Origin of the sequence: Bacillus sp. FSL K6-1145 (genome assembly GCF_038003425.1) — a bacterium.
GTDB lineage: Bacteria > Bacillota > Bacilli > Bacillales > Bacillaceae > Bacillus > Bacillus pumilus.
Genome location: NZ_JBBOPC010000001.1, coordinates 2,851,628 through 2,870,623 on the forward strand (window position 1 = coordinate 2,851,628; position 18,996 = coordinate 2,870,623).

14 protein-coding genes are annotated in these 18,996 nt (G+C 42.1%); 4 read left to right on the forward strand and 10 right to left on the reverse strand.

All coding sequences use genetic code 11. The features are described from left to right. Positions 1 to 159 precede the first annotated feature (159 nt). Positions 160 to 1,644 (forward strand): esterase/lipase family protein, encoded by a 1,485-nt coding sequence (locus tag MHH41_RS14580; protein WP_340866490.1) that lies wholly within the window; start codon positions 160 to 162, stop codon positions 1,642 to 1,644. Here MHH41_RS14580 and MHH41_RS14585 read toward each other — a convergent pair. The 8 genes from MHH41_RS14585 to MHH41_RS14620 form a co-directional block, all read right to left on the reverse strand. Then, positions 1,641 to 2,174: an HD domain-containing protein gene (locus MHH41_RS14585; RefSeq protein ID WP_003212819.1), complete on the reverse strand. Its 534-nt coding sequence runs from the start codon at positions 2,172 to 2,174 to the stop codon at positions 1,641 to 1,643. The two genes, MHH41_RS14580 and MHH41_RS14585, sit on opposite strands and share 4 nt — an antisense overlap. A gap of 145 nt (positions 2,175 to 2,319) precedes the next feature. Further along, positions 2,320 to 3,063 carry a (S)-benzoin forming benzil reductase gene (locus MHH41_RS14590; RefSeq protein ID WP_340866681.1) on the reverse strand — a complete coding sequence of 248 codons (744 nt, stop codon included), beginning with the start codon at positions 3,061 to 3,063 and terminating at the stop codon, positions 2,320 to 2,322. Positions 3,064 to 3,162: 99 nt separating this feature from the next. Beyond that, the gene (essA, locus tag MHH41_RS14595; RefSeq protein ID WP_050944050.1) at positions 3,163 to 3,648 is read right to left on the reverse strand and encodes a type VII secretion protein EssA; all 486 of its coding nucleotides are present in this window, start codon (positions 3,646 to 3,648) and stop codon (positions 3,163 to 3,165) included. Then, complete coding sequence (gene esaA, locus MHH41_RS14600; protein WP_340866491.1) at positions 3,638 to 6,535, reverse strand: type VII secretion protein EsaA; 2,898 nt, start codon at positions 6,533 to 6,535, stop codon at positions 3,638 to 3,640. Before esaA ends, essA begins: the two co-directional genes overlap by 11 nt. Further along, entirely contained in the window at positions 6,532 to 11,007 is a 4,476-nt protein-coding gene (essC, locus tag MHH41_RS14605) for a type VII secretion protein EssC (RefSeq protein ID WP_340866492.1), read from the reverse strand. Before essC ends, esaA begins: the two co-directional genes overlap by 4 nt. A 51-nt stretch (positions 11,008 to 11,058) precedes the next feature. After that, positions 11,059 to 12,372, reverse strand: a complete 1,314-nt coding sequence (gene essB / locus MHH41_RS14610; protein ID WP_340866493.1) for a type VII secretion protein EssB — start codon at positions 12,370 to 12,372, stop codon at positions 11,059 to 11,061. 14 nt (positions 12,373 to 12,386) lie between these two features. Continuing rightward, positions 12,387 to 12,626, reverse strand: coding sequence for an EsaB/YukD family protein (locus tag MHH41_RS14615; protein WP_003213579.1), 240 nt, complete (start codon positions 12,624 to 12,626; stop codon positions 12,387 to 12,389). Between the two features lie 95 nt (positions 12,627 to 12,721). Then, positions 12,722 to 13,015, reverse strand: a complete 294-nt coding sequence (locus MHH41_RS14620; RefSeq protein WP_003213769.1) for a WXG100 family type VII secretion target — start codon at positions 13,013 to 13,015, stop codon at positions 12,722 to 12,724. 405 nt (positions 13,016 to 13,420) lie between these two features. Here MHH41_RS14620 and MHH41_RS14625 point away from each other — a divergent pair, with 405 nt between their 5' ends. The 3 genes from MHH41_RS14625 (at position 13,421) to MHH41_RS14635 (ending at position 16,609) form a co-directional block, all read left to right on the forward strand. Then, the gene (locus MHH41_RS14625) at positions 13,421 to 14,650 is read left to right on the forward strand and encodes a PucR family transcriptional regulator (RefSeq protein ID WP_340866494.1); all 1,230 of its coding nucleotides are present in this window, start codon (positions 13,421 to 13,423) and stop codon (positions 14,648 to 14,650) included. Between the two features lie 110 nt (positions 14,651 to 14,760). Continuing rightward, the gene (ald, locus tag MHH41_RS14630; RefSeq protein ID WP_050944055.1) at positions 14,761 to 15,897 is read left to right on the forward strand and encodes an alanine dehydrogenase; all 1,137 of its coding nucleotides are present in this window, start codon (positions 14,761 to 14,763) and stop codon (positions 15,895 to 15,897) included. 115 nt (positions 15,898 to 16,012) lie between these two features. Beyond that, a complete protein-coding gene (locus MHH41_RS14635) occupies positions 16,013 to 16,609 on the forward strand; it encodes a biotin transporter BioY (protein ID WP_003212636.1) in 597 nt (198 codons plus the stop codon). A gap of 65 nt (positions 16,610 to 16,674) precedes the next feature. Here the strand turns inward: MHH41_RS14635 and MHH41_RS14640 are convergent, their stop codons facing one another. Together MHH41_RS14640 and MHH41_RS14645 are read right to left on the reverse strand one after the other, a co-directional pair. Then, positions 16,675 to 17,451 carry a sporulation protein gene (locus MHH41_RS14640; protein ID WP_003212856.1) on the reverse strand — a complete coding sequence of 259 codons (777 nt, stop codon included), beginning with the start codon at positions 17,449 to 17,451 and terminating at the stop codon, positions 16,675 to 16,677. A 159-nt stretch (positions 17,452 to 17,610) separates the two neighbouring features. Then, positions 17,611 to 18,939 carry a Na+/H+ antiporter family protein gene (locus tag MHH41_RS14645; protein WP_340866495.1) on the reverse strand — a complete coding sequence of 443 codons (1,329 nt, stop codon included), beginning with the start codon at positions 18,937 to 18,939 and terminating at the stop codon, positions 17,611 to 17,613. Positions 18,940 to 18,996: the final 57 nt, after the last annotated feature.

Here is an 18,996-nt window from a genome sequence, read left to right on the forward strand (position 1 = left end):
ATTTACCCACAGCGTATGCATGAACCCATGTGAATGTCACTCAGGGCAATCCCACAACATTAATACCATATTTTAACAATTGGTACGTTTTTACATTTTTTAGAAGTATAATAGATTGGTGCTGCCAACCATTTAAAACATTTGAAGAGGTGAATTGTCTTGAAAAAACTCATCTGTATTGTTGCTGTCATGCTCTTTCTATCCTCTGCATGTTATGCGCATGCAGGGACAATTGGAGACCCACCAGGGACGCCAGGAAAGTGGTTTAAAGGCGAAGAGCCCGTTCAAAAAGACGGATCAAAACCACCACTTGTTTTTGTTCATGGCATTAACAGCTCCTCCTCCACTTGGTCCAATCGAAACGATATGGCAAAGCAGGCTGTTTTGAACGGATACGAAAGCGCATTCATAGATTTGCACCCAGATCAGGACATGAAAAAGAACGGCAAACTATTAGCGGAAAAGCTCAAAGAAATCTATGATTCGTTTGGTAGAAAACTCATTGTGATTGGTCATAGTAAAGGCGGGGTCGATACACAGTCCGCCCTGGTGTATTTCAAAGCCCATCCCTATGTGGAAAAGGTCATTACTCTCGGCTCTCCTCATAACGGGACACCGCTTGCGGATCTAGCGTATAGCAAGGGCGGAAGCTGGCTGGCGGAAATTCTTGGACAAAAAAGCGACGCGCTTTATTCTTTGCAAACCGGTCTGATGGCGGCTTTTCGAAGTGAAACCGACCAGCTTGAGGCGTTTCCCAATAAATATGTCACCTACTCTGGTTCGGAATGGGGAACATTTGGCGGTGCGCTGTATTTAGGCGGCATGTATTTAAAAAGCTTTGGTACAAATGATGGTGCCGTCACGGTAAACAGCACAAAACTATCATATGCAAACAATATTTTAACAGGAAAATGGGATCACTATTCAATCAAAAACGGCACAAGCATGTTTCCTGTGTTCCAGCATCAGCTGCTGGCAAATGCCGCGAGCGCTGGAAATAAACATAAAGAGGAACAAGAGCCCGTTTCTGCTGAGCTCAATACAGATGTTTATGTGAAAGGTGGAGAAAGTGAAAAGGATCAAACAGAAGCGTTCTATGTAGAGGAAGGAACGAATGGCTTATCGATCCAGTGGTTAAATGAAAGGCAGGAGACGCAGCCCGAAATCATTGCCCCAAATGGAGATGTCTTAACAAACCTTAAGACATCGGAAGCATCCTTCCCATATGAAGGCGCATATTCACACCATGTGAAAATCAATAAACCCGTTCCTGGAAAATGGACGATTCAATCGAACTCAGGAAAAAGAGCTCCTTATCTGCTGCTTGTAACCTTTGATTCACCATTAAATGAAGAAATTAAAGAAGCTGCTTCGAAGTCAGGAGATGCATCGACCCATTCAAGCGGTCTGATTAAACGGTTAAGCAGAACGGTGGAAACCACTTACTTTCAAGATGCAAAAAAAGATCATCCATTGAAAACAAGTACCTCATCAGCCGTTCAATTGAAAAAAGAAGGTGCTTATTCTGTCACGGTAAATTACACTGGACTCACTGCGTCAGGGACATCTGCGTTTAACCGTACCGTTATTCGCACATTGTATGTCGATCAGCACGGAACGATTCATGGTGACATTCCATATTAAACAGAGCGTTTCATGGGCTGAAGTGCCTGCTGCACTTTCTGATCCAAATCAGCAATTTTTTTCATTGCGAGTGATTCGTCTATTTGTCTGTAATGGTGGTGTCCGCCAGGCTCTTCATCCATTTCATCTGCTTTCTTCACAATTTGTTGGAGTGTGTCCTTATGAAGGTCGCCCTCTGGCAAATAGGAATCTGTATGAAGCAGAATCGCAAGTGCAATATCTTTGGCTGCTTTTGGTTCCTCCCCGAGCCGTATGAGCAGTTTATGTGCCCGCTCCGCACCTTTAATGGCATGAATATCATTTCGTCTATATGTCTCGTAATCCCATTCTCCGCCGGCTGTATACCATTCATAATGGCCAATGTCATGTAAGAGCGCTGCTTTCACAGCCAGATCTGGGTTAATCCCAGCCTTCATCGCCAGCTTGAATGCGTGATAAGCACAAGCAATCGCATGGGCTTTTCCTGAACGATTTAAATACTTTTGAGCAACTGGATGGGTGTAAACATCCATTAATGTAACCTTTCTCATGGAGACCCCTCCTTATCTATATTTTTAGCATCCTAACATATTCTGAAAAGAAACTCAAATGTTCTGTTATATTTTCTATGAGTCTCAAGATTAGCTTATGTCAAATTGGCCGGTTTTGCTTGTACAAGACGGAAAAAAGCAGTCGTTATGACTGCTTTTTCACATACTCACGTGCATCGTATACACAGCCGCCAGCTGGATCACTCGCTAAAAGATCGAGCAAAATACCTGCGACTTCATCTGGACTCTTCAGTGTGCCTGTTTCATATAATTGCTGAAAACGATCAATTTGTTCGAAGTCCTGTTTTGATGATTTCCGAATCTCTCCTTGCATATCTGTATCAATCGTGCCTGGGGAAAATGAAAACGTGTTGATTGGATATTCCTCGTCCTGCTGTTCCTCATGCAAAGTCCTCATAAACATATCAAGTCCTGCCTTTGAGCTGCAATACGCACTCCAGCCTTTATATGGATTTTTCGCCGCTCCAGAAGAAAGGTGAACAATCGTTTTCTTTCCATTAAATGATTGAGTCTGCTTAACAAACACATGGCTCAGCAAAACAGGAATCACAAGATTCAGCGTATAATGTTGATGAAGCGTATCCTGTCCGCCTTGCCCCACACGCTTGATAGGTGTCACCATGCCTGCATTATTGACGAATAAGATGTCATCAGCTGCTGTCAGTGTTTGCGGCGTGAGACAATCTTGAAGCCATTTGGCTGCTGCTTGCTCATCTGTCAGGTCGACCTGTGTATGTGTAAGCTTCGGATGAGAAATTGGTGATGCACTTCTTGCTGCCGTGTACACATGATCTCCGCGTGAGAGCAGCCGTTTCACAAGTGCTAGGCCAAATCCTTTTGATCCGCCTGTAACGATTGAAATTCGAATGACAATCTCCTCCCTCGATAACTCTATTTTACGTAGTGAAACGGTACGACTTCAAGCAATCTGCATAAAGAAAAACCTGCCTCTTTTTAAAGAGACAGGCTATTTCTTTTCAGCCTTCACATTCACCTTTGGAATTAGAATGACCATCACAACGATGCCAAAGACGATTAAGAAACCAAAGATGATCGGAAGCAGTGCGGATGACTGCTTCTCATAATCATCTCCAGAAGGTGCCGATACAGCGGCATCACGAAAAGAGATATTCATCTCTTCCATCATGTGAGCTGATGTTTTGGGCGGGTTCTCTTTTAGATCACTGAAAAGCTGCGGAGAAAGAGACCCTCCCGGAGTTTTAGGCGGTTCAGCAAAATGAATGTCTGTTTTAACTGTTGATGTCTTTTTGCTTTGTTCGTATTTCGTTTGATCCCTCAATATACTTGAGTTAATATTGAGTTCTTTTTCTTGATATTCATTCGGCTTGACATTTGTATCCGTATCTTCACCAGCAGCGAAAGCAGCAGGAATGAGGAGAAAAAGGGACATGACACCAAGTGCCATCCCTTTCACGAACAGATTAAGCCTCATGAGTCACATCACGTTCCTCCGTTTTATCTTTCCATAGCTTTGTCACAAGCGGGATGGCCATGAAGAGGACAGTTAAAATCACTAATCCTATAACACCCATTCCAAAGTGATCTCCATTTCCATATTGGATGGACAGGTACACGTCTGTCACTGGATTTGTGAAATGGAAATTCGGCATCACCAAATCAATTAATGGTGCGACAAAGAAGAAAATAAGCGCCGTTGCTGCCATCCATCCGGCAATAGAGCCGAAAAGGAACGCCGTGCGAATAAAGGCGGAACAAGCCACTAATAGTAAAATCGTGAAAATGGACCACTGAATCGCTTGATCATCTGCAAGCTTGTAAATGTTCAGTCCGAACAAGCTGATCATGAGTCCGACTAATAGATTTAAGATGCCAAACAGTGCACCTTTAACCAGCATCGGAGCTGCCGCATAATACGAGCTGAAAAAGCCAATTAACAAACTACTGATCATCACAATGACCAAAATAACCACTGGCGGTACAGTCTGCGTTTTTTCTTCTGGTACATCACCGCTAATTTTCAGCGGATTGGCTAAGTGATTATACACATAGTTGCTGTTGCCTTGATCGCTTAATGTGTTTCCTAAAATACCTTTCAAATCTTGCTGAACAAGCTTCGTGGAATGAACATTCTTGCTCCAGTTTTCATTCAGCGTATCCGCTTTTTCTTGGACCGTTGTCACACTCTCTTCAATGTTATTCGTATAATCCGCCACCCCTTTTTGGCGGTCGGTTAACGAACTCATATTTTCAGAAAGTCGAAGCACTTCTTGACCAATTGAATCCTGCGCACTGACAACAATAGAACTGCCTGCAAGGTCTGCCGTATACACTGCATCTCCTTGATCAGCCATTTGCTCCGCAACATTGTCCGCACTTTCAGAAATTGTGTTTAATTCCTGTTCCATGCTTGCCTGCTGAGTCGAAATGTATTCTGCATAGCCATCTGAAAACTTCTGCATCTCATCAATAAAAGTAGACACATCATCGTTTGACGTCAGCATTTGTTTTTTGAGCGTATCCCAGTTTTCTGTTTCCTCTTTTTTGATGGAGAGGATGGACTGGATATTCTCTTCTTTTGCGTCATATAAAGAAGAGTTATTAGATGGTTGATAGACATTTGCGATCATCAGCTCTAGCTGAGAGAGTTGATTGGAATACTCCATTAATTTTTTAGTTCTTGTTGATTTTGTTTCGAACTTTTTCTCAAAAAGATTGTCATTAAAAGCTTCACCAATCGGTGAGTTTCTGCGCTTCAGCTCTTTTACTTTGCTTAAAATAGTGGACTCCTGATTTTTGATTTCATTTGGAATCACATTATATCGATCTTGTAACCATAGGAACATCTTTTCAAGCTTTTCTACTTTCTTCGTAAGTTTCTCAAGCTCTTTACTCATTTGACTCACTTTGTCTTTCAATTCGTCATTATGAGCGGAAGCTTTTTCTTGAATTTTCTTTTTCACTTCATCTAAGCGGGTTGAGAGTGCTTTTAGGTCATCCTGCGATGAATTCTTGTTGCCGGTATCTGGCTGAGCAGGATTTTCGCCCGCTTCACCTTCTTCCCCATCTCCGGTCGAAGGAGGTGTCTCCTGTTCTCCTAATTGATCCGCAAGGTCGTTCATTTCTATTGAAATTTGCGAGAGCTCATTTGTTTCTTCATCTAGGTTAATCCCAATCTCTTCTGGGTTTTCATTATCTTGATCTGATGGCCCGTCATCTTCAGAATCAACTGGCGGCTCAGGCTCATCCATCAACTCTTGCCGTTTAGCCAATAGCTTTGTCTGCAAGGCTGATATCTTATTTCGATAGTCTTCTAAGTAACGCTCTTCATACTTTTTAATCAGTTCTTCCTGAGACTCCTGAACAAGCTTAGTTAATCCCGTCGATTGCTTAGGAATAGCGTCCTCTCTTGACTTTTGAACAGATTGGATGGCGATGTCCGTTGTGTTTAGCTGACTTTGTACGCCGTTGATGTCTGTTTTGAGTCCACCCATTTGATCACTAAAGCTGCGGGCATTTTGGTTTTGGATATCAGCAAGCTGTTTGAGCCCCTGCTGGATTTGTTTTTGGTTTGTTGATTGCGCTTTGATCAGGAGGTCCTTTTGTTTGTCTTGATACTGCTGGTATTGATCGACTACTTTCACAAAGCCCTTTAACTGGTTCTTTGCTTCTTCTGTTGTACTCAGACCATCTTTATATTGTTTTTGCGAGTCGGCCATCGCATTTTTTAATTCTTCTATTTGTTTCTTCTGCTGCTGAACAGCGTCTGATAGTTTGTTTGAGTTCGGCTTATAGAAGTTATACATCGTGTTTTGGAATTCGACTTCTTTACCGACAATATGCTCAAACTCTTCTCTGACATTGCCGATTTCCTGTGATACAAAGCTCCAGTATAACGTTGACATCTGTTCATTCATTTTCTTTTGCGCATTTTCCAGCTCTCTTTGCACTTTCTCTTTATTGACTGAATTGAGCTGATCTTGAATGGAAAATTGAATGGATGCCTTTTCAGGATGATCTTTATCATAGCTCAGCACATTTTTAGAGAAATCAGACGGAATATAGAGGACAGCGTCATACTTTCTGCTTTTCAGTCCATTTTCCGCCGCACTGCGGTTCACTACGGTCCATGTATAATCTGGACGCTCTGATAATGCGGCCACGACATCCTGTCCGAAACGAGCGGTGTTTTCACTTTCGCTCGCTCCCATATCCTCATTGACCACAGCAATATTACGTGTGGCATTCTTTTTCTGTTTTGCCGGATCATCTCCAATAAGGTGGAAAAATAAAACCGGCAGAACCAGAATCAATATCATGGTCGATACGATTTTGATGGAGCTTTTTTGCTGCTCTGTCATTGAACACTCTTCCTTTCTACCGCACATAAAGGAACCTGGATTTTCTTCTCTTTCCCGTTTTCAACCAAATACCCGAAGCCTGGCTGAATATCTGGTTCTTGTCTTGCATACGGAAGCGGTATGATGTTTTGCTCTGATTTTTTCATGAGTAACATAGCATGACGAACTTGTTTGATTTCGTTTGTGAGTGCATCATAGCCTTTACTGAATTCGGTATGATTTCCTGATGCGATCAGGCTAAAGCCTAGGTGTGCATATGACTTCATGAAATCAGCCAATTGATCTTGAAGGCGCGGGTCGATTGTCTGCTGAAAACGCGTAATGCCATCAATCACAAGCACAATTTGAGAGAACGACAACTGATCAGTCTCTCCCCGGCGCACAGCTTCGACGTACATCTCTTCACGCACCTTGAATAAACGGTCTATTTCCTCAGCCCATTCGGTGATATCACCTTTTGTTTCAAGGTAATCAATGTTCTCTTCTTTTGCATAATGAGAGAGACCCCGATCAATCGAATCAAAGACGGCTAGCTTCTCAGGTTTTGCTGCTAATAGCTGATCAAGCATCAGTTTTGTCACATTTGTTTTCCCTCGCTGCGTTTGACCGATGATGAGGCAGTGTTTATTCTTCTTCAAGTCAAAGTAAACAGGAGCAACAGATTCCTCATCTAGTCCGACTGGAATGTCATACGGCTGTTTTTGTTCTTCTAAGCGACTTTCTAGCTCCCAAATGGTTAGTTTATCAGGAAGCATTGGTACAGGTTTTGGTTTTTCAGCTGATGCAAAGCGATCATGAAGAAGCTGGATCTCTTGTTTCAAATGCTCAAACAGCTCGAGGTCGTTATCTCCTTCAACTGGTAGGAACATTTGTGCAAAGTAAAGCTCTTCTTTGTTGATAATAACTCGTCCTGGAATCGGCTCTAAGCTAAATTTCGGTCTGCCAATAATCGAGTACGCCTCTCCTTGATCCATTAAGTAATGGACGACCTTTGTTTTCAAGTTGTTCATAAGAGATTGACGGACTGCGTTTACCCGAGTCGCTGTAATTAAGAAGTAAATTCCTAATGATTGTCCATCACGGCTCAGCTGGATAAATTCAGATTCAAGTTCATGCATTTCGTCTTTGACAATGTCAAAGTTGTCGATCACGATGAAAATGAATGGGAGCTTTTTCTCATTTAAGGCGTTGTACATTTTGATATGACTCATTTCTTGCTGCCTGAATAAACGCTTGCGGTATTCAACCTCTTCCCGCAGACGCGTCATCGACTTTTGAATCTTTCTCATTTGATCCATTAAGAAATAATCCGCCGTGTGCGGCAGCTTGGCCAACGGAAGCAATGTTCCATTTCCGAAGTCATAAATATACGCATGCCATTCTTCAGGTGAATATCTCTCCGCAAAGCTCATGAGCAGTGTTGTTGCAGCAAGTGATTTTCCGTAGCCAGAGGAACCAAAGATCCCAATGTTCCCATCCTCCATCATTTGATAAGAAAGTGGATGCTGGCTTTGCTGATCTGGCTCATCGACAAGCGCAAAATGGAAGACATGCTCTTCACTCGACGCGTAACGTGATTTTGGAATCCGTTCTTCGAGCGGTGGAAGCCATGGACTTGGGAGCTTCTCAATACCAAGCTCCTGCTGCATCCGTTCAATTTCATCCACAACAGCAGAAATCTCCGACACTGTCTCTTTTTTCACAGCCGGCTCTGTGCTTACCCCTGATAACGGAATAAGTCCAGTATCAGTCACAATGGCAATGTCATCTTCTGATCCGTAGCCATCTTCCATATAAGGCGCACCGCTCCAAGCTGATTGGAACAATTCATAGATTTCATTGTTTCCTACTTGTAGGTAGCCACGGCCTGTAACGGTAATAGACGCCGCATCACTATTTTTCAATATCTCCTTACTGTCTGACGCATCCTGTACTTTTAGTGCGACCTTAAAGCGTGAGTTACTCCAAATTTGATCATCAATGACCCCGCCTGGCTTTTGGGTAGCCAAAATGAGATGAACGCCGAGGCTTCGGCCGATACGTGCCGCACTGACAAGCTCTCTAATAAAGTCGGGCTCTTCACTTTTTAATTCAGCGAACTCATCAGAGATTAAGAATAAATGAGGCATTGCCTGTTCAGCCTTTTTCTCCTTATAGAGCTTCGTATAATCATTAATGTGATTCACATGATATTGATCAAACAAGCGTTGTCTTTTCTTCAATTCACTTTTAATTGAAGCAAGTGCCCTTTCACTAAAATTCTTACTGCCTTCAATATTGGTGATCGTGCCAAGTAAATGAGGAATATTCCGGAACGGTTGCGCCATTCCGCCTCCTTTATAGTCAATCAATAGGAAAGCGACTTCATGTGGATGAAAGTGTACAGCGAGCGATAAAATGTACGTCTGTAAAAATTCACTTTTCCCTGATCCTGTTGTTCCCGCCAACAGGCCGTGCGGGCCATGTGCTTTTTCGTGCAGGTTCAGATCCACAATGTCATTTTTCCCTTTATAACCGATTGGCACAGAGAGTGATTTGGCCGTTTCTGATGTGAGCCACTTTTCACGAATACCAATCTCGTCTACCTGTTTGGCATGAAAAAGATCAAGGAAGGAGACCGTTTCAGGAATCGAATTGGTCATGCCAACTTGATGATCTAATGTTCTCAGCGTTCTGGCAAACAGCTCATTGTCCCCGCGCTCATGTGTATCAAGCTGAAATGGAATTCGGACGGCTTTCTTGTGCTGAATGAGAATATCTCCTTCTTCCTCGTTAATATAACGGACAAGCGTCGAGATATTTTCAGCTAAGCTTTCCTTTGTTTCAGCAGCAAAAATAATGGAGATGCCAAGGTCCGTTCGGCTGCCTTCTAAATATTCTAAAATCACATGTTCCGCAATGAGCTCATGATTTGTCACGATAAACACAAAGTGAGGCGTAAAGATCTTCTTCTCTTTTTCTTCTTCTAGATCACGCTCACGTAAAATTTCATAAATGGAGGACAACAGCTGATCACGTGTTTGTTCGTTGTAAATAAACCCTTTGCCGTATGTATGAGGCAGCTGGAAATGCGGAAGCCATTTCATCCATTCCCACTTCTCATACTCCTGCTCATGAAAAATAAAGACAAATCTTAAATCATGATAGCTGTGCGAGAAAGCAAGCTGTCCGACAAGCTGATGAAGCTCCTTTTTCACAATGGCGGGCTTTCCAATCAATCCAGTTGAGCCATCGGCAAGACCGAATGTGATGGGTACATCCTTTACTTCACGATAGACCTGTTGCATGTGCTGCGTTTGTTCCATTAATTCATCGATATCACGATTGGCCATATCGCCGCCGCTCATCGATAGTTCATAGCTTGACGGGACTGCGCCCGTCCCAAGACGCAACTGCAAGAAATCATCACTCATCAGTGTTTTTTCCCAAATTCGGCCGCTAATTTCTGACGTTAAATACTTCATTTGTTCAAATGACGGATAATGATACGTCAAAATATATTGCTGGCGGTCGTAGAGCTCTTGCAGTTCTTTTCGTTTATTTTCTAAGTAAAGAGAATAGACTCGCTGCCGTTTCTCTTCCCTTCTTTTACGTTGTGATTTCTCTTTAAAGTATTGAACAGACGATGTGATTAACGTCATGATAAACATCGCCATCGACACGACAATAAAGATCCCGCGCGGCTGGACAAGAGCGACAATTCCCATCACAAGAAGCATCACAAGCGGCGGGAGGACAACAAGCCAAAGCCCTCTGCTGCTATTTTCACTCTCCTGCGAAGGAAAGCTAAAGGAAACCCGGTCATCTGGCAGATCATAAATTAAACGCGGTGTTCGTCTATATAAAGGATATTTTTGTTTTGTTTCTGTGCTTGGTGCTCTTGTTTTTTCCAAACGTGTTTGAAATGGTTCATATGCAGTCACCTGCAATAAATCATCCTCTTTCAATGTCACCGTTAGGAAGTTCCAGAACAGCTCATCTCCAGCATCAATTGTCTCTGGACCATGAATTTTTTTCCCGTTCACATAAATCGTTTCGTCCTGAGGCATGACATACCAAGTTCCTTCGATTTTCTCCAAAGTAAATTGGCTCGCATCTTGAAACATGGAATGCGCTTGTTCTTTCCACACATCAATATCACCTTTGTTCTCACGTGAAAAAGACAGCTCGACTCTATTTCCTAGGTAATAAATGTGTTGATCATGATGTGCTTCCATTAAAACAAGTGTCAGTGTACCAAGCTTATATGGTTCATGTGGAAGTAATGTGCCTTTCTTCTCTTCACCCTGATAAATGGAAAAGCCATCATTCGGTTCATCAGGAGTTAAACGGATGACCCCTTCATCAAACGAAAGTGAAGGGATTGTCACCGTATGCTCTATTTCAGGTCCAATCACAGCTTCTCGATTGAACTGCTCGTCTAAACGGACGGTTTGATAATCCTCCTCATAAAAAACCCAAAGAAGACTCAAACGCTCCACCTCCTCATGGGACAGCACCAACTGTCAGTTGTATCGAAAGAATTATTTTTTCTCATCTTTTTTCGTCTGAGAGGTTTTCTTTTTCGCTTCAGATTCTTTCTCTTTTTTCTCTTGATCGGCTTTTGACTGCTCTTTTTGTTCAGCTGTTTCATCTGTTTGACTTGCGCCCGAGGAGTCATTGGTGCTTGTCTCCGTTGTTTCTTTTTCTTCATATTTCGCCATTTCCTTAATGATCGGATCTAGCTGTTTTTGTTTTTCTTCCGCAGAAAGACTGTCATCGTTTTGAATGTCGTTGCGGTAGGCGACGAGTGCCGTAAATATGTACCGGTCGTCTCCAAGTACCCGTGCAATATCAAGTGCTTCCTTGCTATTGCCTTGTCCAATATGAATCCAGAAAAGGAAATATTGCGGATCAGTCTGTAATGTGTATGTATCTGTGATTTCTTTTTTATGCTGATCGAGTAACAGGTTGCCTTGATTTGTTTGTACATACGAAATGGCCAGTTCATATTGAAGAGAGACCGGCATTTGATTGGCTGAATATTTTTCTAACGTATCCACCACTTGGCTGTACTGTTTGTTGAGATAATATTTGTTTGCCTCGACATACGCTTCTTGTTTCGGCATCGCAAAAAAGAAGGTGTAAATGGTGTACACCAATGCAGGGATTAATAGGACAAGCAGACCTAGTCCGATATATCGTTCGACCTTCCATTTCTTTTTCGGAATGGTCAATAGCGTTTTCTCTTTCGTTTCAATCGCTTCGATCTTTTGCTGAATCAGGGCAGACAATTCTTCCAGAGACTGCGTTTCGCTGATCTCTTTTGCCAGTTCAGATAATTTCAGTGTCTCGCTGTAAGCCACATATTCTTGAAACTGATATTCATGGTCCACCACTCGAAGAATGACGGCTTTGACCTCTTTTAACAGACGATGCTCATCCGTTTCATATGGCGGGACGCTTTCTTTGACGCCGTAATGCAAAAATGCAGGAGCTAAGCCTTGATGAAAAACAATGTTTTCAGGAGAAACAATAGGATGCAGCCGCTTCACGTCGTGTTTGCACACTGCATCGACAAGCTGGTATGAAAAAATCCATTTGCTTTTTTCATCCTTCGCATGGATGAAACGAAATTCCTGATAGGCAGGAGGCGGTTGAATAGAAATAATGACCTCATCTTCAGTTAATTGAATCTCTTTTTTGAATGAAGGGTTGATGTCTTTGATCGGTGCCGCTTCTAAACCGTCTAAGAGTTTAATGGTCTCTCTTTGAAAAATGAAGCTGTAGGTTACGCCCTCTTTTTTCATCACTGCTTCTAATTGTTCTTCTAAATAGGAACTCTTTTTATCTGCCATTTACAAAAGTCCTTTCATAGTATTTCCAGCCTGTCTCCTGTGGTGATTCCACAGTCTGACAGCTTATATTCGCCTGAAAACACAGCTTTCTTATTGACTACTCGCACCCAGCCGCCTTCTCGCTTAGGGAGTGAGATTTGTTTTGCCTGCCAGGCGATATGGATGACTTGTTTAATATGTAAATAATTTGATAGTCTCAAATCAAACACACTGCCATCATAATTTTTTAAGTCGATGGTAATATCGATATACACAAATTTCCACCTCACAAAATAGAAAGAGCGCCGGCATCCATTGACAGACTCGGCGCTTTTTCTGCTTTTCACACTTAGAAAGGAAATCCCTTTGATTAGCCGCGGATTTGGCTAGCGATGTCTTGGTCAGTGCTTTCAAGTGTATTTGCCGTTTGATCAAGCTGATTGCTGACATCTGTTAATAGATCAGACATTTTGATGAATGAAGGCTTTAACTGCTCGTATTGATCAGCAAATGCTTCACTAGAAGCACCTTCCCACATTCCTTTTAAATCTGAGATCATTCTATTTAGACGATCAACTTGGTTTAACACTTCTTGACTTTCAACACCATATTGCTTAGCGGTCGCTCTTAGTTCTTCTGGGGTTACGCGAATAATTCCTGACATATTCCTCATTACCTCCCGTGCATAGCCGCCATATAATGGGCTAATCCACTTATTTTTTGACGTTATTATTATAAAAACAGAAATGATACACAGTCAAACAAATCTGTTTTTATTTTACAAAATGAGTCTATAGAATTACTGTATTTTCGCTTTTTATCTAGTATTTAACATTTTTTTGGTCATATATTCTTAATAAGTGTAGACACACTTCACTGAATCTTTCCGCCTATTGATTTATTACTACGTTATTATTTTACTATTTCTTTTTCTCCTTCTTTCAGCATCGGTGCGCTCGCTTTTCATAGCGATCTCTTTTTTAAATTTATGGCATTTTGTTATTGATTTACGTACCTCTTTCTCTTCATAATGTAAGTACGTGAAATATTCGAAAAAGCAGGGGTTTTTATGACAAAAAAGACAGATCCATTTAAGTATAGTCTTGATCGTTTAGAGGATGTGGCAGACCAAATTAGTGATGTGCTCAATTGCCCTATTACTATAGAAGATACGCATCATCGATTGCTCGCTTATAGCACACATAATGATTTTACTGATCCCGCCAGAACTTCAACCATTATCTCCCGCCGTGTACCGGAAAAGGTCATTAATCGGCTTTGGAAGGACGGCATCATTCCTACACTCCTTAAGACAGACGAACCGCTTCGTGTCCCTCAAATTGCAGAGGTGGGTTTATCTAGCAGGGTTGCCATTTCAATCTGGAAGGACAAAGAAGTACTCGGATTTATCTGGGCAATTGAATCCGCACAGCCTTTTTCAGAAGAAGAAATAGACCTTTTGAAGATGGCAGCACATGCTGTTAAAAACAAATTACTTAACTTACAAATTCGCAAAACGAAAACAGAAGAACGCAATCAGGAGCTTTTTTGGAAGATGCTCACAGGTCATATTCATGAAAAGGATGAGATGCTCGACCTATTTTTAAGACTCGGCATCAGATGTCCAGACACGTATGCCATCATCATCTTCCGACTTCGTGACGAACTCACAGAGGACACAGAAAAAAAGCTATCTTATCTGCTTGAAACAACGCAGCAAGTCCAAGTGCTGTTAACGACTGTTGATTTTCACGAATTCATTATTCTTGTCTCACCAAAAACAGAGCACCCACTGCAGGATATTAAACAATTCACAAGCGGCATGCTGCAGCAGCTGTCTGATCGTTATCATATCCATCACGTTCAAGCAGCGATTGGTGGAATTTACGATAACATCTCTCATATTCAGCCATCCTATAAAGAAGCACTGGCTGTATTAAAAACAAAAGAGCGCTTCCCTGTTGAAACCGAACGTTTACACAGTTTTTCTGAACTTGGTATTTATCAATATTTAGATGTCCTCGCTGAAAAACGAAGGGGTTCATCTTACTCCAGTTACTCTTTATCAAAGCTGGAAGATTACGACCTGAAGCATCATTCCAACCTAGTCGAAACCCTTGAACGGTTTATTGACTGTGACAGCAATGCCAATATTGCCGCAAAGCAATTAAACATCCACATCAATACATTGAATTACAGATTAAAACGCATTACGGACATTGCAGAAATCGATTTAAAAAACATGAATGAGAAAATGACCATATACCTTGATATGAAGCTAAAAAACGTCCATTTGTGAAATTTCACAAAGAGGCGTTTTTTTATTTTTTATTTCAACCGAAGCATTTTTTAAACATTCAGGATACACTAGACATACAATATGAATAGATAAGCATGGGAGGAATAAACATGATCATCGGCATTCCGAAAGAGATTAAGAACAATGAAAACCGAGTGGCATTAACACCAGGAGCAGCTTCTCAATTACTTTCAGCTGGACATCAGATTTTGATTGAAACAAACGCTGGTTTTGGAAGCGGATTCACTGATGACGATTATGTATCTGTTGGTGCAGAAATTCTTGATCAAGCGAAAGATGTGTGGGCTTCTTCTGATATGATCATGAAGGTAAAAGAACCATTACCTGAGGAATATTCATTTTTCAGAGAAGGACTCATCTTATTTACGTACCTGCATCTTGCTGCAGAGCCCTCCTTGGCTGAAGCTTTAAAACAAAAAGGCGTCACAGCTATTGCTTATGAAACAGTAACGGACGGAAAATCACTCCCTCTCTTAACACCTATGTCTGAAGTGGCAGGCAGAATGGCCGCCCAAATCGGTGCACAATTTTTAGAAAAGCCAAAAGGCGGTAAAGGCATCTTGCTCGCAGGCGTACCAGGGGTATCAAGAGGGAAGGTCACAATTATAGGCGGCGGTGTTGTTGGAACAAACGCAGCGAAAATGGCGATTGGACTTGGCGCAGATGTCACTCTTATTGACGTAAACGCAGAACGATTACGTCAGCTGGACGATCAATTTGGGCATCAAATGAAAACGTTAATGTCTAACCCTGTCAATATCGCCGATTCAGTCAGTGAGGCGGACCTTCTCATTTGTGCGGTGCTGATCCCAGGTGCCAAAGCACCAACGCTTGTGACGGAAGAAATGGTGAAGCAAATGAAGCCCGGTTCCGTCATCGTAGACGTAGCCATTGACCAAGGCGGCATTGTCGAAACCATAGATCATATCACAACACATGATCAACCTACTTATGAAAAACACGGTATTTTACATTATGCTGTCGCCAATATGCCTGGAGCCGTTCCACGGACATCGACTGTTGCTTTAACGAATGTCACCGTTCCCTACGCACTGCAAATTGCTAATAAAGGCGCTGCAAAAGCCATTCAAGAAAACAAAGCCATCGCAGAAGGTGTCAATGTCATGAACGGACATATCACATATGAAGCCGTCGCTCGTGATCTCGGCTATGATTATGTACCTGTTCATCAAGCGATCGATGCGTCCTCTATGACACAAGCTTAATACAGACCCGCCCTTTTGATGGGCGGGTTTTATTGTTAACCAATATCAAAAATAGGTTGACAAATAACCTTCATCCCCTTAATCTATTTGTACAGATAAGACAGGGGGAAACATCATGCAACAGAAAACAAGAACCGCTGATTTTGTGCTAGTCGGAATGTTTGCTGCACTCATGGCGATTGGAGCGAATATCACATCCATTGTGCCGTTTTTACAAGTCGGCGGAATTCCACTTACGATGCAGCCATTTTTTTGTGTACTTGCTGGTCTTTTGCTCGGCAGACGGCTTGGTGCTTTAGCGATGATTGTATATGCCTTGGTCGGAATTGCTGGCGCACCTGTATTCGCACAGTTTTCAGCAGGCTTTGGGGTGATTTTAGGCAAAAGCGGTGGTTTTGTCTTATCGTATATTCCTGCTGCCTGGCTAGCTGGATTCATTTTAGAAAAAAGAAAAAATCCTGGATTTGGCCGCTTTTTACTTGCAGCTATTGCAGGTACGACCGTCATGTATGTGATCGGAACGACTTATACGTACCTCGCATTAAATGTGTGGCTGAATGCCCCGATTTCTTATCAAACCACGTGGTTCTTTATGATCTGGTTTATGGTGAAAGATTACGCATTGACGATATTACTTGCGATGCTGGCACCTAAAATTTATCGCTCTGTTTCAAAAGCTACGTCCTTTCGAAAACAACAAGCCGCATCATAAGTGCAGACATCATCTACAAGTCGCATAGAAAAGAGCCTGTCTTCATTCAGGCTCTTTTTTCATCATTATTCAGCGTATTGGTCAATGATTCCTTCTAGCATCCCTTCAAGCACTTCTACATCTTCAAGGTCTGATGGACTGAAGCGGTAGCGCACAAGCTGTTCTCCATCATGATACATCTCCTCAAGCCACCCTCTGAGTCCTCTTGCTCTGCGGTCGACTTCGAAAACAATGTCTAATCCGCCTTCATCTATCAGAAAAATCAGCTCTAATTCATCAAGCATATAACGATAGTCATCTGATGTCGGAATAAACTCGAATTCTTGAACAAATGGCAGACGACGCTGGAAGTAAGGTGCTTGTTCACAGTCCGCTTCGTTCAGGTGGAAGCCAAGATTTCTAGTGGCTTCTAGCACATTTTTCACCCAAGGATGTGCTTCAACGAAAATGCGATCATAGTCCGATTTATCAATTCCGCCTTGGATATCAAGGTCCGTCTCTACTGCAATTTCTACTTTTCCGATCGTCATCGGGGTATCAATAGGAAGAATAAATGAAAACGGAAATTCATGCTTTTCGCCAGGCTGGATGGTAAAAGAATCCGTCACCCGTAAAGTATAGATGTTCGCATATTTTCTACGCTCTTCATCATCTTTCACAATCACATACTGTGTTTCAATCTTGACATTGATATAGCGGATGTCCTGAGAGATTTTCCCGCCTTTTGCATGGACAGTTCCCCTTACCTCTTGTCCAGGATAATAAGTGTTTTTCTCCAAAATGGTATCTACCTTTGCCGCACCAATCCCTGCACTTGCCGCTAGCTTTTTAAAAAATGACATCTCTCATCTTCCCCTTTTCGTTTTTATCAGCATATATACGTAAGATAGAGGAAGAAAGATTCATTTAATTCATACTTTAGTCCTAATTATTTTTTCGCTTGTGAACAACAAAAAAGCTTATAGAAAAAACATCATCGTTTTCTCTACAAGCTTTTCATCTTACAGGATAATCGCTGCAAGCCAGCCGAATAGAACAAGCGGGATATTATAATAGATAAAAGTCGGGACACATGTACCCCAAATGTGGTGATGCTGTCCATCCATATTCAATCCAGATGTCGGTCCAAGCGTACTGTCACTTGCAGGTGAACCAGCATCGCCAACAGCCGCAGCTGAACCAATAATAGCAATGGTGGCTAGCGGGCTAAATCCTAAGTGCATACATAACGGAACAAAAATGGTTGTAATGATTGGAATCGTCGCAAAGGATGAACCGATCCCCATTGTCACAAGTAAACCAACTAATAGCATTAAAATGGCCGCTACGCTTTGATTGTTTCCAATGAACTGAGAAGATGCTTTCACTAGTTGTTCAATATCTCCTGTTTTCGTTAATACGTTGGCAAATCCAGCGGCTACAAGCATGACAAAGCCGATAAATGCCATCATATTCATACCGGAAGTAATCAGCGCATCCGCTTCATCTCGTTTCATCATGCCTGTGGCAAACAGAACTAGAAGACCTGCCAGTGCACCGAAGATCATTCCTTCCACACCAAGGCTTTGAGATAAATAAAGCTGGACAATAAGTGAGACAAGGATAGCCAGCACTGCAAGCAATAAGCTCTTTTTCGTATAAGCTGATTTTTCTACGTCCGTGATATCTCGATCCTCATATACCCTTGGTTTCCGATACACGAAAAGTGAAACAAGCAGCCCGAGCACCATGCCCCCTACAGGAATAAGCATGGCTAGTGGAACATCTGATAATTGTACAGTTAATCCTGCCTCTTTCATGTTATCACGAAGCATTCCGTGGAAAATCTGTCCAAAACCGACTGGAAGTAAAATATATGGTGCAGTGAGTCCGAAGGTCATAACACACGCTAGCAGTCTACGGTCAATTTGAAGCTCGTTAAACACTTTTAATAATGGCGGAATTAAGACCGGAATAAAGGCAATGTGAACAGGAACGACGTTTTGTGAAAAACAAGATACGATCAAAATCACAAGAATGATCAGTACTTTTGATAATGTTTTTCTTCTTGAGTCGCCTTCTTTTCCTAAAAGCTTCACTGCTCCTTCAACCATAGCATCTGGAAGACCCGTTTTTGTCAGCGCCGCAGCAAATGCCCCTAAAAGCGCATAACTAATCGCCACTGTCGCATTTCCTCCGAGCCCGTCAGTAAAGGCTTCCACTGTTCCTCCCAGGCCTAATCCACCCGCAAGTCCGCCAGCTAAAGCACCGAGTGCCAGCGCAATCACGACATTGACCCGCAGCAAGCTTAATATCAACATTAAAACAACCGCTAAAACAACTGCATTCATGGTGAAACCCCCGAAATCCTTTAGTTTACTAATGTAGTAGATAATTAAAGTACCAAC